Annotated in this window: 24 protein-coding genes; 18 read left to right on the top strand and 6 right to left on the bottom strand. The window is 61.1% G+C overall.

The genetic code is table 11. From position 1 onward, the window contains the following. Positions 1-111: 111 nt before the first annotated feature. The 16 genes from JFU04_RS30115 to JFU04_RS30040 all read left to right on the top strand — a co-directional run bounded on the left by JFU04_RS30115 (position 112) and on the right by JFU04_RS30040 (position 16,181). Positions 112-1,605 carry an acetyl-CoA hydrolase/transferase family protein gene (locus JFU04_RS30115; protein ID WP_065902871.1) on the top strand — a complete coding sequence of 498 codons (1,494 nt, stop codon included), beginning with the start codon at positions 112-114 and terminating at the stop codon, positions 1,603-1,605. Between the two features lie 318 nt (positions 1,606-1,923). Then, positions 1,924-2,139 (top strand): DUF1127 domain-containing protein, encoded by a 216-nt coding sequence (locus JFU04_RS30110; protein ID WP_003187413.1) that lies wholly within the window; start codon positions 1,924-1,926, stop codon positions 2,137-2,139. Between the two features lie 263 nt (positions 2,140-2,402). Continuing rightward, the gene (locus JFU04_RS30105) at positions 2,403-2,588 is read left to right on the top strand and encodes a DUF1127 domain-containing protein (protein ID WP_106805523.1); all 186 of its coding nucleotides are present in this window, start codon (positions 2,403-2,405) and stop codon (positions 2,586-2,588) included. 135 nt (positions 2,589-2,723) lie between these two features. After that, complete coding sequence (locus JFU04_RS30100) at positions 2,724-3,044, top strand: DUF2388 domain-containing protein (RefSeq protein ID WP_025854295.1); 321 nt, start codon at positions 2,724-2,726, stop codon at positions 3,042-3,044. A gap of 103 nt (positions 3,045-3,147) precedes the next feature. Next, entirely contained in the window at positions 3,148-3,456 is a 309-nt protein-coding gene (locus JFU04_RS30095) for a DUF2388 domain-containing protein (RefSeq protein ID WP_065902868.1), read from the top strand. Between the two features lie 26 nt (positions 3,457-3,482). Further along, positions 3,483-3,803: a DUF2388 domain-containing protein gene (locus tag JFU04_RS30090; protein ID WP_065902866.1), complete on the top strand. Its 321-nt coding sequence runs from the start codon at positions 3,483-3,485 to the stop codon at positions 3,801-3,803. Continuing rightward, positions 3,800-5,761 carry a DUF7844 domain-containing protein gene (locus tag JFU04_RS30085; RefSeq protein ID WP_065902860.1) on the top strand — a complete coding sequence of 654 codons (1,962 nt, stop codon included), beginning with the start codon at positions 3,800-3,802 and terminating at the stop codon, positions 5,759-5,761. Before JFU04_RS30090 ends, JFU04_RS30085 begins: the two co-directional genes overlap by 4 nt. A 316-nt stretch (positions 5,762-6,077) precedes the next feature. Continuing rightward, complete coding sequence (locus JFU04_RS30080) at positions 6,078-7,385, top strand: CitMHS family transporter (RefSeq protein ID WP_201146274.1); 1,308 nt, start codon at positions 6,078-6,080, stop codon at positions 7,383-7,385. 64 nt (positions 7,386-7,449) lie between these two features. Further along, positions 7,450-8,217, top strand: coding sequence for a TerC family protein (locus JFU04_RS30075; protein ID WP_014716354.1), 768 nt, complete (start codon positions 7,450-7,452; stop codon positions 8,215-8,217). Positions 8,218-8,427: 210 nt separating this feature from the next. Continuing rightward, complete coding sequence (locus tag JFU04_RS30070; protein ID WP_065902852.1) at positions 8,428-10,086, top strand: Na/Pi cotransporter family protein; 1,659 nt, start codon at positions 8,428-8,430, stop codon at positions 10,084-10,086. A 57-nt stretch (positions 10,087-10,143) separates the two neighbouring features. After that, positions 10,144-11,526 (top strand): M16 family metallopeptidase, encoded by a 1,383-nt coding sequence (locus JFU04_RS30065; RefSeq protein ID WP_120447340.1) that lies wholly within the window; start codon positions 10,144-10,146, stop codon positions 11,524-11,526. Positions 11,527-11,598: 72 nt separating this feature from the next. Then, the gene (locus JFU04_RS30060) at positions 11,599-12,630 is read left to right on the top strand and encodes a DUF5924 family protein (RefSeq protein WP_065902848.1); all 1,032 of its coding nucleotides are present in this window, start codon (positions 11,599-11,601) and stop codon (positions 12,628-12,630) included. A 54-nt stretch (positions 12,631-12,684) separates the two neighbouring features. After that, positions 12,685-13,833, top strand: coding sequence for an ABC transporter permease (locus JFU04_RS30055; protein ID WP_065902846.1), 1,149 nt, complete (start codon positions 12,685-12,687; stop codon positions 13,831-13,833). Beyond that, complete coding sequence (locus JFU04_RS30050; protein WP_065902844.1) at positions 13,830-14,633, top strand: ABC transporter ATP-binding protein; 804 nt, start codon at positions 13,830-13,832, stop codon at positions 14,631-14,633. Before JFU04_RS30055 ends, JFU04_RS30050 begins: the two co-directional genes overlap by 4 nt. A 1-nt stretch (position 14,634) precedes the next feature. After that, positions 14,635-15,573 carry an MlaD family protein gene (locus JFU04_RS30045; RefSeq protein WP_065902843.1) on the top strand — a complete coding sequence of 313 codons (939 nt, stop codon included), beginning with the start codon at positions 14,635-14,637 and terminating at the stop codon, positions 15,571-15,573. Then, positions 15,570-16,181 carry an ABC-type transport auxiliary lipoprotein family protein gene (locus JFU04_RS30040; protein WP_065902842.1) on the top strand — a complete coding sequence of 204 codons (612 nt, stop codon included), beginning with the start codon at positions 15,570-15,572 and terminating at the stop codon, positions 16,179-16,181. The genes JFU04_RS30045 and JFU04_RS30040 overlap by 4 nt, the downstream gene beginning before the upstream one ends. Positions 16,182-16,261: 80 nt before the next feature. Here the strand turns inward: JFU04_RS30040 and JFU04_RS30035 are convergent, their stop codons facing one another. The 5 genes from JFU04_RS30035 to JFU04_RS30015 form a co-directional block, all read right to left on the bottom strand. Next, complete coding sequence (locus JFU04_RS30035; protein ID WP_120447338.1) at positions 16,262-17,491, bottom strand: nucleoside recognition domain-containing protein; 1,230 nt, start codon at positions 17,489-17,491, stop codon at positions 16,262-16,264. A 95-nt stretch (positions 17,492-17,586) separates the two neighbouring features. Next, on the bottom strand, positions 17,587-18,918 hold the full coding sequence (gene gltP / locus JFU04_RS30030) for a glutamate/aspartate:proton symporter GltP (protein ID WP_065902840.1): 1,332 nt from the start codon (positions 18,916-18,918) through the stop codon (positions 17,587-17,589). A 727-nt stretch (positions 18,919-19,645) separates the two neighbouring features. After that, a complete protein-coding gene (locus JFU04_RS30025; RefSeq protein ID WP_201146272.1) occupies positions 19,646-20,110 on the bottom strand; it encodes an inhibitor of vertebrate lysozyme family protein in 465 nt (154 codons plus the stop codon). A gap of 2 nt (positions 20,111-20,112) precedes the next feature. Next, positions 20,113-20,277 (bottom strand): DUF1328 domain-containing protein, encoded by a 165-nt coding sequence (locus JFU04_RS30020; RefSeq protein WP_003170804.1) that lies wholly within the window; start codon positions 20,275-20,277, stop codon positions 20,113-20,115. Between the two features lie 81 nt (positions 20,278-20,358). Beyond that, positions 20,359-20,643, bottom strand: a complete 285-nt coding sequence (locus JFU04_RS30015; RefSeq protein ID WP_065902836.1) for a hypothetical protein — start codon at positions 20,641-20,643, stop codon at positions 20,359-20,361. 377 nt (positions 20,644-21,020) lie between these two features. Here JFU04_RS30015 and algB point away from each other — a divergent pair, with 377 nt between their 5' ends. Both algB and JFU04_RS30005 read left to right on the top strand, forming a co-directional pair. Then, positions 21,021-22,367, top strand: a complete 1,347-nt coding sequence (algB, locus tag JFU04_RS30010) for a sigma-54-dependent response regulator transcription factor AlgB (protein WP_064053131.1) — start codon at positions 21,021-21,023, stop codon at positions 22,365-22,367. 7 nt (positions 22,368-22,374) lie between these two features. Further along, positions 22,375-24,162 carry a KinB sensor domain-containing domain gene (locus JFU04_RS30005; RefSeq protein ID WP_120447336.1) on the top strand — a complete coding sequence of 596 codons (1,788 nt, stop codon included), beginning with the start codon at positions 22,375-22,377 and terminating at the stop codon, positions 24,160-24,162. A gap of 131 nt (positions 24,163-24,293) precedes the next feature. Here the strand turns inward: JFU04_RS30005 and JFU04_RS30000 are convergent, their stop codons facing one another. Then, entirely contained in the window at positions 24,294-25,070 is a 777-nt protein-coding gene (locus JFU04_RS30000) for an N-acetylmuramoyl-L-alanine amidase (protein ID WP_120447335.1), read from the bottom strand. Positions 25,071-25,100 lie beyond the last annotated feature (30 nt).

Raw genomic sequence — 25,100 nt, 5'->3', positions numbered from 1 at the left:
CCCGACCAAAGGCTCTAAATCGCCGCCTGGCATTCGACCATGGTAGCGGGCCGAAATTTTTTGAAATCACTACACTGCCCACCTTGCTTCCGTAGCCTGAGATAACAATTCATGTACCGTGATCGTATCCGCTTGCCTTCGTTGTTGAACAAGGTCATGAGCGCGGCAGACGCCGCCGCACTGATCGAGGACGGCATGACCGTCGGCATGAGCGGCTTCACCCGCGCCGGTGAAGCCAAGGCCGTCCCCCACGCCCTGGCCGAACGCGCCAAGACTTCGCCGCTGAAAATCACCCTGATGACCGGCGCCAGCCTGGGCAATGACCTGGACAAGCAACTGACCGAGGCCGGCGTGCTGTCGCGACGCATGCCGTTCCAGGTCGACAGCACCCTGCGCAAGGCGATCAACGCCGGCCAGGTGATGTTTATCGACCAGCATCTGTCAGAAACCGTCGAGCAACTGCGCAACAACCAGCTCAAGCTGCCGGACATCGCCGTGATCGAAGCCGTCGCGATCACCGAACAAGGGCATATAGTGCCCACCACGTCGGTCGGCAACTCGGCCAGCTTCGCGATTTTCGCCAAGCAAGTAATTGTCGAGATCAACCTGGCACACAACCCGAACCTGGAAGGGTTGCACGACATTTATATCCCGACGTACCGGCCTACCCGCACCCCGATTCCATTGGTCAAGGTCGACGACCGTATCGGCAGCACGGCGATCCCGATCCCGCCGGAAAAGATCGTCGCGATTGTGATCACCAACCAGGCCGACTCCGCCTCAACGGTAACCCCGCCTGATGCCGACACCCAGGGTATCGCCAATCACCTGATCAACTTCCTGAAGCAGGAAGTGGACGCCGGTCGCATGACCAACAAGCTTGGCCCGCTGCAGGCCGGGATCGGCAACATCGCCAACGCGGTGATGTGCGGCCTGATCGAGTCGCCATTCGAAGACCTGACCATGTATTCGGAAGTGTTGCAGGACTCGACGTTCGACCTGATCGACGCCGGCAAGCTGAGTTTTGCCTCGGGCAGTTCGATCACGCTGTCGGAGCGGCGCAATGCCGATGTGTTCGGCAACCTGGAACACTACAAGGACAAACTGGTGCTGCGCCCGCAGGAAATCTCCAACCACCCGGAAGTGGTACGGCGCCTGGGCATCATCGGCATCAACACGGCGCTGGAGTTCGATATCTACGGCAACGTCAACTCCACCCACGTCTGCGGCACGCGGATGATGAACGGCATTGGCGGCTCCGGGGATTTCGCGCGCAACGCGCACCTGGCGATTTTCGTCACCAAGTCGATTGCCAAGGGCGGCGCGATTTCCAGCGTGGTGCCGATGGTCAGTCACGTGGACCACACCGAGCACGACGTCGATATCCTGGTAACCGAGGTCGGGCTCGCCGACCTGCGTGGCCTCGCGCCCCGCGAGCGCGCGCGGGTGATCATCGACAATTGCGTGCATCCGGCCTATCGCGATGCGCTGAACAGTTACTTCGAATCCGCCTGCGCCATCGGTGGCCACACGCCGCACATCCTGCGCGAAGCACTGAGTTGGCACATCAACCTCGAAGAAACCGGACATATGCTCAAGGCTTGATTGATACAGATTCGAGCTGATGCAAACACAGTTTCATCAGCTCGATGAACCGACCGACCTTTTTTGAAAAAACTGTACTGCTGTACCGGTCATTTCCTACCGAAATCTCCTACGATTATCGACGAAACTGCCAATTTCGCACTATTTCGGTGCGGACAGGTACAGTTGCCCCATTTCCGTACAGTACAGCACCCTTAAACAGTTAACTGGCCCCTCACAATACAGGTGAACTGTATCTAGAGAGTCTTGCGCCGGAGGAGGATCATTGGCATCAGTTAAACCACTACCTAATCCCGCCACAAGCGGAAGGATGTCATCATGGAACGTACACTCAGTTCCGAACTGTTCTTCGAAGAAAAAGCTGTAAACACCCAGGCCTCCCTGCCTTTGCGCGTTCTCGCCAACCTGATGTTGTGGCAGCGCCGCATCTCCAGCCGCCACCAACTGGCTCGTCTGGATTCGCGTCTGCTGGCTGACGCCGGTATCAGCGAAGCTCAACGCTACGAAGAGCTGAGCAAGCCGTTCTGGCGCTGATTGGCGCCCGCTGGCCCTGACCCCACGGGTCCACTGCCAGCACTCTGATTTGTCAAAACAAAGCCCGCCCCGGGTAACCGGAGGCGGGCTTTGTTGTTTCCGGGATTCCCGTTTTGAGGCGCTAAAACAGAAGGCCTTTGCAGGGACAGGTACAGTTTAATAATTATAACAATTAAGCAGTACAATTTAGTCTTGGTGTATCTGTATCGGTCACAGCCTCTCGCCCAACATGGTGTTCCAGGACCTCATCAAAGGCACCCACCATGGCTACGCGCACCTCTCTTTGTAAGCATCTATTACGCCGTACCGCCTGCGTACTGACCAAGTGGGCGCGTCACGCATACGAAAGACGCCAACTGGCCCAACTCGATCCTCGTGAACTGTCCGACTCCGGCATCAGCCATGGAGACCGAATGGCCGAGCTCTCCAAGCCGTTCTGGCGTGACTAGGCAGTCAAGACGCTACCCGAACGGATAAACGGCGGCTTAATATCCGCTCACCACGTGGCGAACCCTTTAGGACGGGCGTCTGATCCCAACAGCTGTCCTGCGCCACTTTATTCGTTCATCTACAGGAGTCACCCCATGTCCCGTCTTCGCCTGCTGAGTGCTGCTGCCCTGTTGGCCCTGGCTGCCAACGCCAACGCGACCAGCTTCATCGTGACCACCGACTCCATCGTCGGTGCACTGAAGGCCACCTCGGATGCCAGCTCCGATGCCACTTCGTCCCTGCGCGACAACAAGGTCGTGCGCGCCGCCCGCGACGACGCCGCCAGCTTTGTTGCCAGTGAAGGCGCCATCCGTGGCGTGAAGCTGGAGAGCGCCCTGGCCCAGATCCGCCAACAAGCCCCGCAATTGAATACCGCGACTGACGCACAACTGGCCCAGGCCATCCTGGCTATCTGATTAAGCTGACACAGGGAGCGCCCGACGCTCCTTGGTGCCGCCGTACTGGCTCTCGCCCGGGCATTGCGCTAGCCTTGGCGCTCGTTTTCAGTTGTCGAGTCCCATGGCTTTTTCATACCGCCTGTTAATAGTCCCTGTGTTGTTTTCCATCGGTTGGTCGCCAATGGCCTCGGCCTTTGACCTGACCACCCAGAGCACCGTCGCGAGCGCCTACGCCACCAGCAAGGTGACCTCTGCGCCCTTCGACAGAAAAGTAGTCATGGCCGCCCAGGATGATGCAGCCGCTTTCATCGCCACTGACGGCCAATGGCGGGGGGCACGCCTGGAATCAGCGCTGAATTATCTGCGCCGCGCCCAGCCAAAACTTAACGCCAGCGACCTTGAACTGGCGCAAGCAATTCTCGTCCAATAATCATCTTTGTATTTCGGAGTCATTCCATGCGTAGCCCGCTGATCGCCGCCACCCTTGGCCTGCTGTTGTTGGCCGACGTTGCCCAGGCGCATACCCTGGTGGCCACCAGTAACATCATTGTTCGCGCCTCTGGCCGCACCATTGATTTCACGTCGGACACCACCACCTCCATCCGCGACTCCAAAGTCGTGCGTGAAGCCCACGATGACGCGGCAAGTTTCGTCGCCACCAACGGCGAGATTCGCGGCGCGCAGCTGGAAGCGGCGTTCGACACCCTGCGAACCCGCGTGCCGGAAGCCCGCGATGCCAGTGACCAGACCCTCGCCGAAGCTATCCTCGCACTGTGAGGCGACTCGCCGCCTGGCTCCTGGCCGGGGCTGTGCTGCTGTGTGCCAGCGCAGCCCAGGCCAGCCTGCAACTGCAGCTCAAGACCGATGGCTTGAGCCCAGCCGAACAGCAGGCCAGCCAGGCATTGCTCGATGAAGCGATGCGCTCCTTGCCGCCACGTTTTATCGAGCAGCTGGACCGGCGCATCGATGTCGGCTGGACCGACAAGATGCCCGAAAACGCCTACGGCCAGGCCTCCCTGGTGTCCGAGCTGGACCTCAACCGCAACCTGCTCGCCAGCCTGACCGACGGCAGCGCCGCCACCCAGAAAACCAACCGCCCCCACGGCACTGTGCGCCGGGAAATGCTCGCCACCGTGCTGCATGAACTCACCCACATCTATGACCGTGCGCGCCTGTGGTCCAAGGACGAGCGCGCGCTGATCCAGCGTTGCAGCCGCCAGAACAACATCACCGGCCTGATCGGCCTGCCGGATCAATGCCGGGGCCAGAATGACCGGCGCTTCACCCTCAGCGATGACCCGCGCCTGCTGGATCTCGCCGGCTGGCCGCAATACGTCGGCCGTCGCGGCGAACGCGAACAGCACAACCGCCAGGTCGCGCGCAGCCCGGACATCTACGAAACCACCAGCCCGCTGGAATTCGTCGCGGTCAACATGGAGTACTTCCTCCTCGACCCAAGCTACGCCTGCCGGCGCCCCGCGCTGTTCCGCTATTACAAGGAACACTTCGGCTGGGCGCCACCCGAACAGGACACCTGCGCCAAGACCTACGCTTTTCTCAACGCTGGCAACGATTTTGCCAAGACCCCACTGGGCCAGGTTGATCCGGAACGGGTCTACGAAATCGACTACCTGCTGGCCGAAGCCAACCAGAACCTGGTGAGCCGCTGGGGGCACAGCATGCTGCGCCTGGTGATCTGCGCGCCCGGCCGCCCGCGTGGCCCGGATTGCCGGCTCGACCTGGACCAGCATTTGGTGCTGTCCTACCGGGCCTTCGTGGGTGACGTACAGCTCTCGAGCTGGGACGGCCTGGTGGGCAAGTATCCGTCTCGCCTGTTTGTGTTGCCGCTGGCCCAGGTGATTGACGAATACACCAAGACCGAGCTGCGTGGCCTGGCCTCCGTACCGTTGAAACTCAGCCGCCAAGAGATCAACGACACCGTCGAGCATGCCGCTGAAATGCACTGGAGTTATGACGGCAACTACTATTTCCTGTCCAACAACTGCGCGGTCGAAAGCCTGAAACTGTTGCGCAGTGGCAGTGCCAACCCGCAGCTGACCGGCCTGGACAACATCACGCCCAACGGCCTGCTGGAAGTGCTGCAGGCGCGTGGCCTGGCCGATACCAGCGTGTTGAATGACAAACGCGAGGCCATGCGCCTTGGGTATCACTTCGACTCCTTCCGCGAACGCTACCAGGCGATGTTCGACGTGCTGCGCAAGCACCTGCCGATCAAGCAGACCCAGGTCGAAGACTGGTTGTCACTGAGTGCCGAGGAGCGCCGCCAGTGGTTTGCCCAGGCTGACCTGCGAACCAGCGCCGCCCTGTTGCTGCTGGAGCAAGCGAGCTTTCGCAAACAATTGATGCTGGCCCAGGACGAAGTCAAACAACGTTATCTCGGCGCCCGCGAACTCAAGAATGGCGGCATGGAGAAAGCCAACGCCACGCTGCAACAGATTCTCGCCAACAGTGGCTTCCTCAGCCGCCCGGCAGAACTGCTCGGCAGTGGCGGCTACGGCCTGCCGCAACCGTCGGAGTCCAAGCGCCTGGAGTCGGAAAGCGCCGAGCGTCAGAAACAGCTGCAATCACTCACCGGCGAGCTGGATAAAGAGGTGAGGGCGCTGCTGGAGCCTTCCCGAGCAGCTGAAATTGCCGCCTGTGAAGCCAACCTCAAGCAGGTCGGCGAACATTTGCGAGCGCTGCATAAAGCAGCGGGCGGCCTGGAACTGCCCTGACAGCTTCACGGCAAACACCCTTCAAATGTGGCAGCTGGCTTGCCAGCTCCCACATTGGCGCTGTGTAAATCTGACGACCGTGTATCTACCCTCCATCAACTGTTTGCCCAGCGAAAGCTGGCTGAAAGCTTCCCCGTCTAGGATCGCCCCCACTGCCGGCAACAGACCGGCTGTTAACAACAACAATGGTGATTCCCGATGTCCGCTCGTACCCGCCTGTTCGCCCCGACTCCACCCGTAAGCCACGTGCCTTTCGTTCTGCGCTGACCCCACCCGGTTCGCCATTCCCTAGCCGCGCTACGCCTGGAGTATTCCTATGCTGACTTTCCTTGGCTTTGCCATGGTCATCACGTTCATGTTCCTGATCATGACCAAGCGCCTGTCCGCGCTGATCGCCTTGATCATCGTGCCTATCCTGTTCGCGCTGTTCGGCGGCTTTGCGCCGGAGATCGGTCCGATGATGCTCGCGGGCATCACCAAACTCGCGCCGACCGGCGTGATGCTGATGTTCGCCATCCTCTACTTTGCCCTGATGATCGACTCCGGCCTGTTCGACCCGGCCGTGCGCAAGATCCTCCAGATGGTCAAGGGCGACCCGCTGAAAGTCTCCGTGGGCACCGCCGTGCTGGCCCTGGTCGTGTCGCTGGACGGTGACGGCGCCACCACTTACATGATCTGCGTGGCCGCCATGCTGCCGCTGTACCAGCGCATCGGCATGAGCCCGCGGATCATGGCAGGCCTGATCATCCTCGCCGGTGGCGTGATGAACATGACGCCCTGGGGTGGCCCGACCGCCCGCGCCGCCAGCGCGCTGCATGTGGACCCTTCGGATATTTTCGTTCCGATGATCCCGGCCATGGCCGCCGGTGTGATCGCGATCATGGTGATCGCCTATATGTACGGCAAGCGCGAGCGTGCACGCCTGGGCGAACTGCACCTGCAAGGGGACGAGATCGACCACAGCGAAATCAGCGTGTCGCAATACCCTGACGCCCGCCGTCCGAAGCTGATCTGGTTCAACGGCGCGCTGACTTTTGCCCTGATGTGCACCCTGATCGCCGGCCTGCTGCCATTGCCGGTCCTGTTCATGGTGGCGTTCAGTATCGCGATGATCGTCAACTACCCGTGCCTGCAAATGCAGAAAGACCGCGTCGCCGCCCACGCCGGCAGCGTATTGGCAGTGGTCGGGCTGATCTTCGCCGCGGGTATCTTCACCGGCATCCTCTCCGGCACGGGCATGGTCGATGCGATGTCCAAGAGCCTGCTGGCCGTCATCCCCGATGCCATGGGCCCTTACCTGGCGGTGATCACCGCACTGGTGAGCATGCCGTTTACCTTCTTCATGTCCAACGATGCGTTCTACTACGGCGTACTCCCGGTGCTGGCCGAAGCCGCCAGTCATTACGGCATCACCGCCGTGGAGATGGCGCGTGCCTCCATCGTTGGCCAACCCGTGCACTTGCTCAGCCCGCTCGTACCGTCGACCTACCTGTTGGTGGCGTTGGCCGGTATCGAATTTGGCGATCACCAGCGCTTCACCCTCAAGTGGGCAGTACTGGTATGCCTGTGCATAATGTTCGCCGCGTTGCTGATGGGGATTTTTCCGCTGTTCAGCACTCTATAATCGTACCGACTCACCGCGCGGCGCTGCAGCTTGCGCGGTTTAACACTTGCTCAAAGGAATACACATGGAATGGCTGACCAATCCGGAAATCTGGATTGCCTTCTTCACCCTGACGGCCCTCGAGATCGTCCTGGGCATCGATAACATCATCATGATTTCGATCCTGGTCAGCCGCATGCCCAAGCATATGCAAGCGCGCACCCGGATCTTCGGCCTGGCCCTGGCCATGGTCACGCGCATCCTGCTGTTGCTGTCGATCACCTGGGTCATGCAACTTACTGCCGACCTGTTCGTGGTATTCGGCCAGGGCATTTCCGGGCGCGACCTGATCCTGTTCTTCGGTGGCCTGTTCCTGCTGTGGAAAAGCTCCCAGGAGATGTACCACGCCCTGGAAGGTGAAGACGAAACCCACGACGAGCCGAAGGGCGCCGGTGGCAAGTTCATCTACACCATCATCCAGATCGCCATCATCGACATCGTGTTCTCCCTGGACTCGGTGATCACCGCCGTGGGCATGGTCTCGCACGTGCCGGTGATGGTGGCGGCGATCGTGGTCGCGGTGCTGGTGATGATGCTGGCGGCCGGCACCATCAGCGAATTCATCGACAAGCACCCGTCGCTGAAAATGCTCGCGCTGTCGTTCCTGCTGGTAGTGGGTACCGTGCTGATCGCCGAATCCTTCGACGTGCACGTGCCAAAAGGCTACGTCTACTTCGCCATGGCGTTCTCGCTGGCGGTGGAAGCGGTGAACATCAAGATGCGCACTGCCATCGCGAAAAAGAAGAAACAGCAGGATCCTGTGAAACTGCGCAAGGACATTCCGGGTCAATAAACCTGACCCGCTGCTGAAAAGGGGCTTTCGAGCCCCTTTTTTCCCTCTGCAAAAAGCTGATTTCATGACAGTTTTATTTCAATCACGACTTTAGCTATGCGATGCTGGCGCACAGCCCATTCGCCAACTACAGCTTAAGTACAAGACGTAGAGCGGCACGCGGCAATTCTCATTTGCTCTTTTTGAGCTAACCCACACGGGGGGCCGAGCATGCTGACCTTGCTCAATCTGCTTTCCGCCGTGACCCTGCTTATCTGGGGCACGCATATCGTCCGAACCGGCATCCTGCGGGTCTACGGCTCTAACCTGCGCCAAGTCATCGGGCAGAACATGTCCAAGCGCTGGCTGGCGTTTGTCGCCGGCATCCTGGTGACCGCCATGGTGCAGAGCAGCAACGCCACCGCGATGCTGGTGACTTCTTTCGTGGGCCAGGGCCTGATGGGCTTGATGCCCGCGCTCGCGACCATGCTCGGCGCCGATGTCGGTACCGCGCTGATGGCGCGGGTGCTGACGTTTGACCTGTCATGGCTGTCGCCGCTGCTGATCTTTCTCGGGGTGATCTTCTTCCTGTCACGCAAACAGACGCGGGCAGGGCAGTTGGGCCGTGTAGGCATTGGCCTCGGGCTGATCATCCTCGCGCTGCAGCTGATCGTTGAGGCCGCCGGGCCGATTACGCATGCCCAGGGTGTGAAAGTGCTGTTTGCCTCTCTGACCGGCGACATCCTGCTCGATGCCCTGGTCGGCGCCTTGTTCGCGATGATTTCCTACTCCAGCCTGGCGGCCGTGTTGCTGACCGCGACCCTCGCCGGCGCCGGCGTGATCGGCCTGCACGTGGCCATCGGCCTGGTGATCGGCGCCAACATCGGCAGTGGTGTGCTGGCTTTCCTCAGTACCAGCATGCAGAACGCCGCCGGTCGCCAGGTGGCGCTGGGCAGCCTGTTGTACAAATTGATCGGCCTGCTGCTGATCATCCCGGTACTCGACCCGCTCGTATTGTGGATGGACGGCCTGGACTACAGCGCCCAGGGCATGGTCATCACCTTCCACCTGCTCTACAACGTCAGCCGCTGCCTGATCCTGCTGCCGAGCATCGGCCCGATGTCGCGCTTGTGCGCCTGGCTGCTGCCGGAGCGCGAGGAGGTCAATGGCACGGCCAAGCCGCGTCACCTCGACCTCGCCGCGCTCACCACCCCCAGCCTGGCACTGGCCAACGCCGCACGCGAAACCCTGCGCCTGGGCGACCTGATCGACAACATGCTCACCGCCATGCAGGAAGTGCTGCGCGGCAAGCAGACCGCCATTACCCAGGAGATGCGCAGCCTCAGCGACGACGTCGAGTCACTCTACAGCGCGATCAAGCTCTACCTGGCGCAAATGCCGCGCGAGGACCTCAGTGAGCAGGACAGCCGCCGCTGGGCCGAGATCATCGAGCTGTCGATCAACCTGAAACTGGCCGGCGACCTGATCGAACGCATGCTGCGCAAAGTCCAGCAGCAGAAAACCTCGCAACGCCGGCAGTTTTCGGAGGTCGGCCTGGAAGAACTCAGCGGCCTGCACAGCCAGTTGATCGCCAACCTGCGCCTGGGCCTGTCGGTGTTCCTCAGCGCCGACCCGGAAAGCGCCCGCCAACTGCTGCGCGAAAAGCGCCGTTTCCGCGCCCAGGAACGGCGCCTGGCCCACGCCCATGTCAGCCGCCTGCAACGCAAAGTCGTACAAAGCCTGGAGACCAGTTCCCTGCACCTGGAGCTGATTGCCGACATGAAGCGTCTGAACTCGTTGTTTTGCAGCAGTGCTTATGTAGTGTTGGAAACGTCCGACACCGGCGCGCTCTCCGCCGAAGATATTGCCGACATCACGCATTCACCCTGAACGGATGATGGCGCGTGAAGTCAGTTAAAACTGACCTCACACGCCAGGAAGCTTGTTATGCGTCGCCTGTTATTCGCTTGCCTGCTCATGGGTTCCGCCCATGCCTTTGCCTTTGACCGCCTGCAAGTCGAGGGCTACACCTTGCCCAATGGCCTGCAATTGCTGCTCAAGCCGGGCACCGAGCGCGGGCACGTGGCGATCCGACTGGTGGTCGGTGTAGGCCTGGATGACTTCAGTTGCGAAGACAAGGAGCTGCCGCACCTGCTCGAACACTTGCTGTTCAGCGGCCTCGACGGCGGCGGCGAAGGCGAACTGGAAGACCGCATGCAGGCCCTGGGCGGCGAGTGGAACGCCTACACCAGCAATGCCGACACCACCTTCGTGATCGAAGCCCCCGCGCAAAACCAGCGCAAGGTGCTCGACCTGCTGCTGGCGATCATCACCCGCACCGAACTGACCGACGCCAACATCCAGGCAGCCAAGCAGGTGGTGGAGCGCGAGGACGGTGGTCATTACTCACACCTGCAACGCCTGCTCGACCGCCAGGACCTGGGCCACACCGCCAGCAATCAACTGGCCGTCGAACTGGGGCTCAAATGTGCCGAACGCGCCGAGGTCAATCAGCTGACTCGCGACCAGTTGGAGAACCTGCGCAAAAACTGGTACGCGCCCAACAACATGACGCTGATCATCGTCGGCGACCTCGACAAACTGCTGCCCGCCTACCTGGAGCGCACTTACGGCCAACTTGAGCCGGTGGAGCCCAGCGAGCATCTGGCGCTGCCGGACATCCAGCACGCCGCCGCCAGCCATCGCGAGTTGATCCACGGTTGGGTCGGCGACAGCGCCAAGCTGCACTGGCTGTTCCCCGAGCCGGTGCTGGATGACCAGCATGATGAAACCTACGACCTGCTCAAGGACTACCTCGACTGGGCGCTGTACCGCCAACTACGGCTCAAGCACGCCTTGTCCTACGGCCCATGGAGCGAGCGCGAAGTGCTCGGCGGCGTCGGTTTCCTCAGCCTGAATGCCGACCTCGAGCGAGAAAATCTCCCCGAAGCCGAACACGTGCTGCAAGCGCTCAAGGCGCAACTGCTCAAGGACGGCCTCGACCCCGCCGTGTTCAGTCGCCTCCAGCAGGCCGCCGTCGCCCGCCAGGCCTGGGCCGTGCAGGGCAACAGCGCCTTGGCCGATTATTACTGGAGCGCCTCGGGCGATTACCACAATGGGCACTTCAGCGACCCGGTCAAACGGATCAAGGCCGTGAGCCTGGACCAGACCAACCAGGCGATGCGCGAGGTCTTCAAGCAACCGGGCTACTGGCGCATCGAGAAGCCGCTGCTGAGCTACGACATGCTCAGCTGGATCGGTGCCGGCCTGCTCGGGCTGATCGCCATTGTGTTGATCGGCGTGCGGGTTTATCGCAAACGAGTCGCGTAATGAGGCACCGAACCCAGGGCTAAGACGTTATTCTGTCTGGGATTTTTTCCTACAAAGACTGCGAACTGCCGAATGCCAAACCTGACCCGTCTTATCCAGCGCGTCCTCGAACTGATGAAGCGCTACCCAGGGGTGATTGCACTCGGCGGGTTTATCTCGGGTGTGTGCAGCTTCATCCTGGTAGACCGACAGCAGGGCATGGCCAGCTGGATCGCAGTGATCATGCTGGTGAGCTGGCTGTGGTTGATGCTCGAAAACAGCTTTACCCAGCTGTTCACCAAAGTCTTCAAGCGCGAAATCCCCGAACCCTTGTTGCGCTACGCGACCCAGATGATCCACCAGGAAAGTCTGTTTTTTGTGCTGCCGTTCTTTTTCGTCACCACCGCCTGGAACAGCGGGCAGTCGGTGTTCACTGGCCTGCTCGGCGCTGCAGCGCTGGTGTCGATCACCGACCCGCTCTACTACAAGTGGCTGGCGCCCAAGCGCTCGCTGTTCCTGGCATTGCACACCCTGACCCTGTTCGCCGCGCTGCTCACCGCGCTGCCGATCATCCTGCACCTGACCACCGCCGAAAGTTACAAGCTCGCCCTCGGCGTGGCCATGGCGTTGTCGATTCCAAGCCTGGCGGTAAGCCTGCCGCTGCGCAGCCTCAAGGGCTGGGCGATGCTGCTGGGGGTCACCGCCGCTATCGGCTGCGCCGGTTGGTTCCTGCGCAGTTGGGTGCCGCCGGCCACCCTGTGGATGACCGAAGTGGCCATCAGCACACAATTGCAAGACCGCACGCCGGGTGACGATCTCAAAGAAGTCACCGCCGCCCAGCTGCGCAGCGGCGGGCTGTACGCCTACACGGCGATCAATGCGCCGCGCGGGCTGGATGAGCGCATTTACCATGTGTGGAAATTCAACGGCAAAGAAGTCGACCGCATCGCCCTGGATATCCACGGCGGGCGCAAGGAAGGCTATCGCGCCTGGACCCATAAGCAGAATTTCCCGGCCGACGCGGTGGGCCGCTGGCAAGTACAGGTGCTGACCGAGGACGGGCAAGTGATCGGCGTCCTGCGCTTCAAAGTGGCGGACGCAGCACAAACGGACAACCCAAAGTAGGCCGGATCGTGCTATTACGTAGCAATTGTGGATAGCCAGACAAGCTCGGAGCTTATGACCAGCAGCACAACGGCCGGCGCCGCCCATCTCGATACGTCTACCGCCCCTCCGTTACTCAGGATTACGGGGGACTGGACGCTTGCCCACTACGCCAGCCTGAAAAAGCTTTCCGACAAACTCGACGGCCAATACGACGCCGGCGCGCGCATCGACCTCAATGGCCTCGGCGCCCTGGATACTGCCGGTGCCTCGTTGCTGGTGGAGCTGCTGGGGCCCGACCGCATCGAGCAATCCGCCGAGCAGACCGACTGCAGCCTCAGCGCTGCCGACCGCGCACTGCTCAAGACCGTCTACCGCTCCCTCAATGACTTTTGTGTGCCAGACAAAGCCCCGGAAGAAACCGCCGGCATCCAGGTGCTGGCGCGTATCGGGCGCGCGGTGGACACGGTCTGGCAGGACAGCAAGAAACTGCTGGGCTTCATCGGCCTGATCCTCGAAACCTTCGCCCGCGGCATCTTCCGGCCCAAGCGCTGGCGCCTGACGCCGATGGTTGCGCACCTCGAACAGGTCGGCCTCGACGCCGCCCCCATCGTCGCCTTGCTCACCTTTCTGGTCGGCGCCGTGGTGGCGTTCCTTGGGGCCACGGTCCTCAAGAGTTTTGGCGCGACGATTTTCACCGTGGACCTGGTGGCGTTCTCGTTCCTGCGCGAATTCGGCGTGCTGCTCACCGCGATCCTGATTGCCGGCCGCACCGCCAGTGCCTTTACCGCACAAATCGGCTCGATGAAGGCCAACGAGGAAATCGATGCGATCCGCACCCTCGGCCTCGACCCAATGGAGCTGCTGGTGTTGCCACGGGTACTGGCGCTGCTGGTGGCACTGCCGATGCTGACGTTCCTGGCAATGCTCTCGGGCATCGTCGGCGGCGGCGTGGTGTGCGCGGTGGCCCTGGATATTTCGCCGGCGATGTTCCTCTCGCTGCTGCAATCGGACATTGGCGTGCAGCACTTCCTGGTGGGTATGGTCAAGGCGCCGATCTTCGCCTTCCTGATTGCCGCCATCGGTTGCCTGGAAGGCTTCAAGGTCAGCGGCAGCGCCGAATCGGTCGGCGCCCACACCACCTCCAGCGTGGTGCAATCGATCTTTGTGGTGATCGTGCTGGATGCGGTCGCCGCGCTGTTTTTCATGGAGATGGGCTGGTGAGTCGTCTACACCGTGCGCCCGCCGAGGCGGTGATTGAGGTGCGTGGCCTGTGCAATCGCTTTGGCAAACAGAGCGTGCACGAGAACCTCGACCTGGACTTGTACAAGGGCGAGATCCTCGCGGTGGTCGGCGGCTCCGGCAGCGGCAAGTCGGTGCTCTTGCGCAGCATCGTCGGCCTGCGGCGCCCCAGCGCGGGCGAGGTGCGGGTATTCGGCAAGAACCTGCCGAGCTTGTCGGAACACGAGCGCTCGCAGGTGGAACGGCGCTTCGGTGTGCTGTTCCAGAAGGGCGCGCTGTTTTCCTCGCTGACCGTGACCGAGAACGTCGCGCTGCCGCTGATCGAACACGCCGGCCTCAGCCGCGCCGACGCCGAGCACCTGGCTGCCGTCAAGCTGGCCCTGGCCGGGCTGCCGCTGTCGGCGGCCGACAAATACCCGGCGTCGCTGTCCGGCGGCATGATCAAGCGCGCCGCCCTGGCCCGCGCGCTGGCGCTGGACCCGGACATCCTGTTTCTCGACGAACCCACCGCCGGCCTCGATCCGATCGGCGCGGCGCAATTCGACCAACTGATCCTCACCCTGCGCGATGCGCTGGGCCTGAGCGTGTTCCTGGTCACCCATGACCTCGACACGCTGTACACCATCACCGACCGCGTGGCGGTGCTGGCGCAGAAGAAAGTGCTGGTGGCCGATGCCATCGATGTCGTCTCGGAAACGGACGACGCCTGGATTCACGAATACTTCCACGGCCCCCGGGGCCGCGCGGCATTGGATGCCGCTCAACCGCTCAACGAGGTATGACATGGAAACCCGAGCCCATCATGTGATGATCGGTCTGTTCAGCGTGATCGTGGTGGTCGGCGCGATGCTGTTTGGCCTGTGGCTGGCCAAGTCCAGCGTCGATACGGCCTTCCAGGACTACGAAGTGATCTTCAACGAGGCGGTCAGCGGCCTGTCCCAGGGCAGTTCGGTGCAATACAGCGGAATCAAGGTCGGCGATGTGATCAGCCTGCGCCTGGACCCCAACGACCCGCGCCGGGTGCTGGCGCGCATCCGCCTGGCCGGCCAGACGCCGATCAAGGAAGACACGCAGGCCAAGCTCGCCCTGACCGGCATCACCGGCACCTCGATCATCCAGCTCAGCGGGGGCACGCCACAAAGCCCGGAACTCAAGGGCAAGGACGGCAACCTGCCGGAGATTATCGCTTCGCCATCGCCGATTGCCCGCCTGCTGAATAACAGCAACGACCTGATGACCAGCATCAACCTGCTGCTGCACAACGCCAATCACATGTTCTCGCGGGAGAACGTCGAACGCCTGAGCAACACCCTGGACAATCTGCAGCAAACCACCGGCGCCATCGCCGACCAGCGCGGCGATATCAAGGTGGTGATGCAGCAACTGATGCAGGTGAGCAAGCAGGCCAGCGCCGCGCTCGAGCAAACCACCACGCTGATGCGCAACGCCAACGGCCTGCTCAACGACCAAGGCAAACAGGCCTTCGGCAGCGCCGAGCAGGCGATGAAATCCCTGGAGCAAAGCACCGCGACCATCAACACCTTGCTGACCAACAACAAGGACTCGGTGAACAGCGGCATGCAGGGCCTCAACGAACTGGCGCCGGCCGTGCGCGAACTGCGTGAGACCCTCGGCTCGCTGCGTGCCATCTCTCGCCGCCTGGAAGCCAACCCCAGCGGCTACCTGCTGGGCAGCGACAAGAACAAGGAGTTCACGCCATGAAGCGTGCTTACCAACTGATCATTCCCGTGGCCCTGGCGCTGGTCAGCGCATGCTCGATATTGCCCAAGGCCGACCCTTCGGACGTGTACCGCCTGGCCTCGAGCCAGACCGCGAGCCAGGGCACCCCGGTGAGCTGGTCGCTGCGCGTGAACAAGCCGCAGACCAGCGAATTCCTCGACAGCCCGCGCATTGCCGTGGTGCCCAATGGCGACCTGATCAGCAGCTACGCCAACTCACGCTGGAGCGATCCGTCGCCGGTGCTGCTGCGCAATCGCTTCATGGATGGTTTCCAGCGGGATGGCCGAGTGACGCTGCTGAGTACCGACGACACCAACTTGCAGTCCGACTATGAGTTGGGCGGGCAATTGCTGGCGTTCCAGAGTGAATACCGCGGCAGTGCGGTGGAGGTGGTGATACGCCTCGACGCACGCCTGGTACGCGGCAGTGACCAGCGCATTATTGCCAGCCGCCGCTTTGAGATTCACCAGCCGGTAAGCGACACCAAGGTGTCAGCGGTGGTGGCCGGGTTTGGGCAGGCGGGGGATCAGTTGAACAAGCAGGTGGTGGATTGGGTGGTGCAGCAGGGCAATGCAGCTCCTAAACGCTGAGAGCCTCTTCGCGGGCAAGCCCGCTCCCACATTTGAACGGTGAATACATTCTGAGTGGGAGCCGGCCTGCGATAGCGGTATCAGCCAAAGAACCAGTAGCACACCGCAATCGCCGCCACCACGCCGGCCAACTCCGCCAGCAACGCACACCCCACCGCATGCCGCGCGCGCTGGATGCCGACCGAGCCGAAGTACACCGCCAGCACATAGAAGGTGGTCTCGGTACTGCCCTGAATCGTCGCCGCCACCAACGCCGGGAAGCTGTCCACGCCCTGTGTCTGCATGGTCTCGATCAGCATCGCCCGTGCGGCGCTGCCTGAGAACGGCTTGACCATCGCCGTCGGCAACGCGTCGACAAAGCGTGTGTCCATCCCGGTCCAGGCGACCAGATGGCGAATGCCTTCCAGGCCGAAATCCAACGCTCCGGAAGCGCGCAGCACGCCCACGGCGCACAGCATCGCCACCAAATACGGCAGCAGGTTCTTGGCGACGTCGAAGCCTTCTTTGGCGCCTTCGACAAACGCCTCGTACACCTTGACCTTGCGCAACGCGCCGATCACCAGGAACAGCATGATCAGGCCGAACAACGTGAGGTTACCGAGGATCGACGACAACCCCGCCAACGCGGTGGCAGACAATGTCGCCAGCAATGCCATGAAACCGCCCAGCACCAGCGCGCCCGGAATCAGGTACGCCAGCACCACCGGGTCCCACAGCCGCAGCCGCTGCATCACCGCCACCGACAGCAGGCCCACCAGGGTCGACGCACTGGTCGCCAGCAGGATCGGCAGGAACACCAGCGTCGGGTCCGCGGCGCCTTGCTGGGCGCGGTACATGAAGATCGTCACCGGCAACAGCGTCAGCGAGGACGCGTTGAGCACCAGGAACAGGATCTGCGCGTTGCTCGCGGTGTTGGGGATGGGGTTGAGTTCCTGCAGCGCCTTCATGGCCTTGAGGCCGATGGGCGTCGCGGCGTTGTCCAGGCCCAGGCCATTGGCGGCGAAGTTGAGCGTGATCAGGCCGATGGCAGGGTGACCGGCGGGCACCTCGGGCATCAGGCGACGAAACAGTGGGCCGAGGGCCTTGGCCAGCCAGTCGACGATTCCGGCTTTTTCGGCGATGCGCAGAAAGCCCAGCCACAACGTGAGCGTGCCGAACAGCAGCACCATCACTTCCACCGACAATTTGGCCATGGCGAAAATACTTTCCACCATCGCTGCAAAAATCCCGGCGTTACCGCCGACCAGCCATTGCGCCAGTGCTGACACCATTGCCACGACAAAGAAGCCAAGCCACAGGCCATTGAGCATCAGTTGAATCCCCCGAAAGATGGGGCGAATGATAGCGGGGCTGGCAGAAACGACAAACCCCGGATTTCCCGGGGTTTGTTCAGATCACGCCAGCATCAGCCGCGGCTGGTCTCGCCGGCCGGCAGCGCCTGCTTGCTGCGCCAGTGCGGCAGGGAGTTCCAGTAGCGCTCGCCCTTGGCGTCGTCGTACATGCCTTCCCAACGCGAGATCACCAGCACGGCCAGCGCGTTGCCGATCACGTTGAGCGCGGTGCGCGCCATGTCCATAATGCGGTCGACACCGGCGATGAACGCCAAGCCTTCCAGCGGAATACCCACGCTGCCCAGGGTGGCCAGCAGGACCACAAAGGACACGCCCGGCACGCCGGCGATGCCTTTGGAAGTGACCATCAGGGTCAGCACCAGCATCAGTTGCTGGCCGATCGACAGGTCGATGCCATACAGCTGGGCGATAAAGATCGCCGCGATGCTCTGGTACAGGGTCGAGCCATCCAGGTTGAACGAGTAGCCGGTCGGTACTACGAAGCTGCAGATAGCCTTCGGCGCGCCGTAGGCTTCCATCTTCTCGATCACCCGTGGCAGCACGGTTTCGGAACTGGCGGTGGAGTAGGCCAGCACCAGCTCATCCTTGAAGATGCGCATCAGCTTGAGAATCGAGAAGCCGAACAGGCGTGCGATCAAGCCCAGCACCGCGAAGGCGAAGAACAGGATGGCCACGTAAACCAGGATCACCAGCTTGGCCAGCGGCAGCAGGGAGGCGAAGCCGAAGTTGGCGACAGTCACCGCGATCAGCGCGAATACACCGATAGGGGCGTATTTCATGATCATGTGGGTGACTTTGAACATGCTCTCGGACACGCCCTGGAACATGGTCACCAGCGGCTCGCGCAGCTCCGGCTTGAGGCTCGACAAACCGAGGCCGAACAGCACGGAGAAGAAGATGATCGGCAGCATTTCGCCACGGGCGACGGCGGCGAAGATGTTCGACGGGATCAGGTTGAGGATGGTCTGGATAAACGCATGCTCATGCTGCACTTCGGCAGCGGTGGCGGTGTACTTGGAGATATCGACGGTGCCCAGGGTACTCATGTCGATACCGGCACCGGGGTGGAACAGGTTGGCCAGCAACAGGCCGACCACGATGGCGATGGTGGTGACCACTTCAAAGTAAAGGATGGTTTTGACACCGATACGCCCGAGCTTTTTCGCGTCACCGACCCCGGCAATGCCGACGATCAGCGAAGAAATCACAATCGGGATCACGATCATCTTGATCAGGCGGATAAAGATATCGCCCGCTGGCTGCAACACATTGCTGATCCACCAGGCCTTTTCAGCACTGAAATGGTTGAGCACTGCACCGATTGCAATCCCCAGCACCAAACCGATGAGGATCTGCCAGGCGAGGCTTAGCTTTGCCTTCTTCATGTCATTACCCTTACTTCAAGTGGACTTAAGGCAAATGCGCCAGCTGGAACGCTCGAGAGCGAAAAAGTGTGTGCATCTGCCTCCATGGAAGGTCACCGCAGCGTGGCCGAAATGGCTTACTGGCAGGCGAAAAAAGGCGCAACTATTCCGATGCAAGGGGGCGACGTCTAATGCCGTAAACGCCTACCCTATGCCGAATCGGCATGGCTTTTTTTCATAATAACTGTCTGATCGGTCAGTTCAAATGCGACATTTTGGCAGGTGAACATGCCGTGAACCGGCCAATTCAGGCTCGCTCAGAGATTCAGGACGACTTCAGGCCATTGGCAAAAATGCCTGGAAATTCATGGGCGTCGTGTCAGAAATGTCCTATAGCGAGGGCAAAACTTTCTCGATAGATGGTCGCTCGTACACACCAAGTAATGGTTAAGTGCAGGCAGAAAGGAAATTCTCGGCTAAGAGCGGTATGAGGAGGGAAGTAAGCAGCGTAAGCACGCCGCAAGTTCAGCAAGCTTGAGGACTTGTGAACCTGCGTCGCAGCTTTTCGCCTGACCCGGCCCTTGCGCAGGCACTCCCTGTACCCGTAGGTCACGCCGATCTCGATTGATCAGAGCAACCCGGCCCCCTGGTCATGCCTCACCCGTGGCGAGTGAGGCAGACAGAAAGAAGCGAGGGGCTTCTTTCTATGGACGCTGATCCCGCAGACGACAAACGCGTCAGACGGAACCTAGTACCAATTCGGATCTTTCTTCAGCTGGTCCATCAGCAGCTTCTGCATGCCTTCATCCGGCTTACCGATAAACCGGTAATCGGCGTGCCGAGTCGGCGACTTGTCCGCCGGCAAGCCGGCAGGGACTTCGACCAACATGGCGTAGGCATCATCCTTGTCGAAGCTGAAGGCAACGATCAGGCGCTTGTTCAGGCATGTGTCTGCGGTTTCACAGAGCGGCCCCACCAAGTATTTGTCGCCATCTTCTTCCACGGCATTCATTTGTTCGGCCGTGCCTGACAGGTTCATCACCCATTCAGGCAGGCGCTCTTCTTTCTTCACCACGCTTTGCCAGGTCTCACGGTATTGCGGGTCCGCGCTGAGCAGTTCGTTGGCCCGGGATTGACCGTCATTGGCGGCCATCGCCAGGCCGCTGCCGCCCAGGAGCAGGGCGGCAGCCATGGCTTTAAAGGAAGTGGTCATGTTCAGCCTCGGCCGCGACGACCAAAGAAGAACGAAGCGATGAACATCACCAGGAAGACGACAAAGAGAATCTTGGCGATACCCGTGGCGGTGCCCGCGATACCACCGAAGCCCAGGACTGCAGCCACAATGGCGATGATCAGAAATGTGATTGCCCAACTCAACATGGTGATTCTCCTTACGCTTCTTTTAGAGGTAACAGCGGTAGTGCGGTACGGACGCTCAAAACGAGCCCCCGACGTTCTTGCCTAGAACACCCAGCGCTCTTGGGTTGGCAGCTCGCCCAGGGTTGAATCCTGGTCGGCTACGCGCAATTGCGGGGCTGTCACATCGGCAGTCACGCTACCGACGGATCGAAAATGCGTCTGGGTCATCACCGGACGTTCGAATTGCGGGGTCTGCTGCTGACTCTGCTGCCAATGCTGAAACTGCTGGCCTGCAATCAGCGTGACCATCAAGGCCAGGCTGGCAAACAGACCTTGTTGCAAGCGCAGTGGCGATACACGCAGTTGGTTGAGGCTTTGGCGAGTCATGCTGCATTTCTCCCGCATTCTGATTATTCGTTGGGATAGCTATTGCAGAGCGCATGCCAGCTTTTTTGCAAAATAAAACTCAATAAAATCAATAGGTTAAATATATGCGTTAGGGCAATCGCCTAGCATCCTGCACGATGCCCCCCTGTACGCCGTGCGAAATGCACGATGGTCAGTGGTCGGGTCGAGGGATAGAAAGCAGAGGGAATGTTGCCGAAGGGGCAAGACGGCATGAAAACGCCATCAGGCAGGGCTTTGTAGGACACCGCGCAGATAGCTGCACGATGCTGCCTATTATCGATCAGAATAGACCATGCAACTTGCCCGATTATTCCGGGACTAAACACCATCATTCATAGTTAAGGAGCGCGGGACAGATGGAATCAGCCAAGGAACTTCAAGGCCGCATTCTTTTAGTGGATGACGAATCCGCGATCCTCCGCACCTTCCGTTATTGCCTGGAAGATGAAGGCTACACCGTGGCCACCGCCAACAGTGCCGCCCAGGCCGATACCTTGATGCAGCGCCAGGTGTTCGACCTGTGCTTCCTCGACCTGCGCCTGGGCGAAGACAACGGCCTGGATGTGCTGGCCCAAATGCGCATACAAGCACCGTGGATGCGCGTGGTCATCGTGACCGCCCATTCGGCAGTGGATACCGCCGTGGACGCGATCCAGGCGGGTGCGGCCGATTACCTGGTCAAGCCCTGCAGCCCCGACCAATTGCGCCTGGCCACCGCCAAGCAACTGGAAGTGCGCCAACTCTCTGCACGCCTGGAAGCATTGGAAGGCGCAGTGCGCCAGCCCAAAGACGGCCTCGATTCCCACAGCCCCTCGATGATGGTGGTACTGGAAACCGCGCGCCAAGTGGCCGGCACAGATGCCAACATCCTGATTCTCGGCGAGTCGGGTACCGGTAAAGGCGAGCTGGCCCGGGCCATTCACGGCTGGAGCAAGCGGTCGAAGAAGTCCTGCGTGACCATCAACTGCCCTTCGCTGACGGCAGAGTTGATGGAGAGCGAGCTGTTCGGCCATAGCCGGGGGGCGTTTACCGGTGCCAGTGAAAGCACCTTGGGCCGCGTCAACCAGGCAGACGGCGGCACGCTGTTTCTCGACGAGATCGGCGATTTCCCCCTCACCTTGCAACCCAAATTGCTGCGTTTTATCCAGGACAAGGAATACGAGCGCGTGGGCGACCCGGTCACCCGCCGTGCCGACGTGCGGATCCTGGCGGCCACCAACCTGAACCTGGAAGACATGGTGCGCGACGGCCGCTTCCGTGAAGACTTGCTCTACCGCCTCAATGTGATCACCTTGCACCTGCCGCCGCTGCGCGAGCGCAGCGAGGACATCCTGACCCTGGCCGACCGTTTCCTGGCCCGCTTCGTCAAGGAATACGCACGGCCGGCGCGCGGTTTCAGCGATGAAGCACGTGAGGCGCTGTTGAACTATCGCTGGCCGGGCAATATCCGTGAGCTGCGCAACGTGGTCGAGCGCGCCAGCATTATCTGCCCACAGGAAAAAGTTGAAATCAGCCACCTCGGCATGGCCGAGCAGCCGACCAACAATGCGCCGCGTATCGGCGCGGCACTGAGCCTGGACGAGCTGGAGAAGGCCCACATCGGCGCCGTCCTCGCCACCAGCGACACCCTGGACCAGGCCGCGCGCACCCTGGGTATCGACGCCTCGACCCTGTACCGCAAACGCAAACAGTACAACCTGTGAGCACTCTATGAAGCTAGCGATGAAACTGCGCACTCGTTTGTTCCTGAGTATTTCTGCGCTGATTACCGTCGCCCTGCTGGGTTTGATCCTGGGTCTGGTGAGCGTCATGCAAATGGCCAAGACCCAGGAGTCGTTGATTCGCAGCAATTTCATCACCCTGGACCTGGGCCTCAAGCTGCGCCAGAGCCTGGGCGACCAGTTGATCATGATGCTCGAAGAGCCGCCGGACCCGGAGGCCCTGCAAGCCTCCAAACAGCGCTATTTCGACTTGCTGGACCAAGGTATCGCCCATGAACAGCGCGACGGTCACGGGACCGGATTCAGCCAGGCACGAGGCCAGTACCAGGCATTGCTGGAGGCATTTGACCAATCCCAGCAAGCAGAACCACCGCCGGGTACCAAGGAAAAGCTCACCGAAACCTTCAATGAGCTGCGTAACGGGCTGATCAACGAGCACAAGCAAGCGCTGGAAAACATCAGCAACAGCGAGCACAAGTCTCGCGAGCGGGCGCTATTGATCGCAGGTTTACTGGGGCTGGTGGGGCTTGCGGTATTGATCATCGGATTTGTGACCGCGCATGGCATTGCCCGGCGATTTGGCGGGCCGATCGAAGCGCTGGCCAAGGCGGCGGACAAGATCGGGCAGGGTGATTTCGAAGTGACGCTGCCGATCTCATCGGCGGCAGAGATGAACCAGCTGACCCGTCGCTTCGGCATCATGGCCGAAGCCCTGCGCCAGCATCAGGCAACCAACGTCGACGAACTGCTGGCCGGCCAGCAACGCCTGCAAGCCGTGCTCGACAGCATCGACGATGGCCTGCTGATGATCGATCGCCAGGGCCGCCTGGAGCACCTCAACCCCGTCGCCCAGCGCCAATTGGGCTGGGATGAAGAACGTCTCGGCCAGGGTCTGGGTGAAGCACTGGTGCGCCCGGAACTGGATGAACAACTGCAATTGGTGCTGCGTGGGGGCAACCTGGAGCGCGCTCCGGACGACCTGGAAGTGGAAGTCGAAGGCGAGCTGCGCCTGCTGACCTATAGCCTGACGCCCGTCAGCCATACCCAGGGGCATATCCTCGGTGCCGTGATGGTGTTGCATGACGTCACCGAACAACGCGCCTTCGAACGCGTGCGCAGCGAGTTCGTGTTGCGCGCCTCCCACGAGCTGCGCACGCCGGTGACCGGCATGCACATGGCGTTCGGCCTGTTCCGCGAGCGCGCGAAATTTCCGGCGGATTCGCGCGAAGCGGACCTGCTGGATACGGTCAATGAAGAAATGCAGCGCCTGATGCAGCTGATCAACGACTTGCTCAACTTTTCGCGCTACCAGAACGGCCTGCAAAAACTCACCCTGGGCGCGTGCGATGTCACCGACTTGCTTGAACATGCGCGTGCGCGCTTCGTCGAACCGGCCAACGCGCAACGCATCGAACTGCTGGTAGAAGCCCAGTCCGACCTGCCGCGCTTGTATGCCGACCAGGCACAACTGGAGCGCGTACTCGACAACCTGCTCGGCAACGCCCTGCGCCACACCGCCGAAGGCGGGCAGATCCGCCTGCAGGCACGTCGCCACGGTGAGCGGGTAATAATCAGTGTCGAGGACAACGGCGAAGGCATCGCCTACGGGCAGCAAGGGCGGATCTTCGAACCGTTCGTACAGGTGGGCCGCAAGAAAGGCGGCGCCGGCCTGGGGTTGGCGCTGTGCAAAGAAATCGTGCAACTGCACGGTGGCCGCATGGGCGTGTACTCGCGGCCAGGGCAGGGCACACAGTTCTACATGGCGTTGCCGCTGTAACCTGTCCGGTCACCGCAAAAAAGTGGGAGCGGGCTTGCCCGCGAAGGCGGGGGATCAGTCCATGCATTTGATGACTGACACACTGCCTTCGCGAACAAGCCCGCTCCCACTTTTTTGAATCGGTTAACACCTTAACTGCGGTTCAAGGCCCGCAGGATCGCAGCACTTTCGGCGTCCGGTGTGCCATCAAACAGCGATGGCCGGAAGTGCATCTGGAATGCCGCGATGACATGCCGCGTGGCGACATCCAGCTCGCCGGTCTGCGGTGTCTGGTAGCCCAGGCGCGCCAGCTCTTCCTGGAACCACGTGATACTCGGTAGATCCGCGGCGTACTGCACCTGGAATCGGGCAACAGCCTGCGCGTCCGGCCAGACCCCCAACCCTTCAGCGGCGAGTCGCTTCCACGGGAACAGCGGACCCGGATCCAGCTTGCGCAGCGGCGCGATGTCGCTGTGGCCAATGATGTTCTTGGGGTCGATGCCATTGCGCTTGCTGATGTCCTTGAGCAACACCACCAGCGATTTCACCTGGGCTTCGGAGTAGGGGTACCACAGGCGACCGGTCGGTGTGTCCTTGTAGCCGGGGTTCACGATTTCAATACCGATTGAACTGGAGTTGAGCCAGGTCCGGCCCATCCACTCGCTTTCCCCGGCATGCCATGCGCGCTGGCTCTCGTCGACCAGCTTGTAGATGGTGGCAGAGGCGTCATCGCCGATCAGGTAATGGCTGCTGACCTGGCCGTGGGTGAGCAGTGCCAGGGAGCGTTCAAGGTTGGTCGAGGTGTAGTGGACAACCACGAACTGCACGCGGTTATCGTGGTTCACCGAGGGGTGAGTGGTGTCCAGGCGCGGGCCACTGGCGCAGCCCGCGAGTAAAAGGAACAAAAAGGCGAAGTACAGGGATTTCATGGCAGAAGGCATTACGCTGAAGACGATAAT

It is taken from the genome of Pseudomonas sp. TH21, assembly GCF_016651025.1.
GTDB classification, from domain to species: domain Bacteria; phylum Pseudomonadota; class Gammaproteobacteria; order Pseudomonadales; family Pseudomonadaceae; genus Aquipseudomonas; species Aquipseudomonas aylmerensis.
The sequence above is the reverse complement of the archived record's forward strand: the minus strand, read 5'-3'. Positions and strand labels throughout refer to the sequence as shown.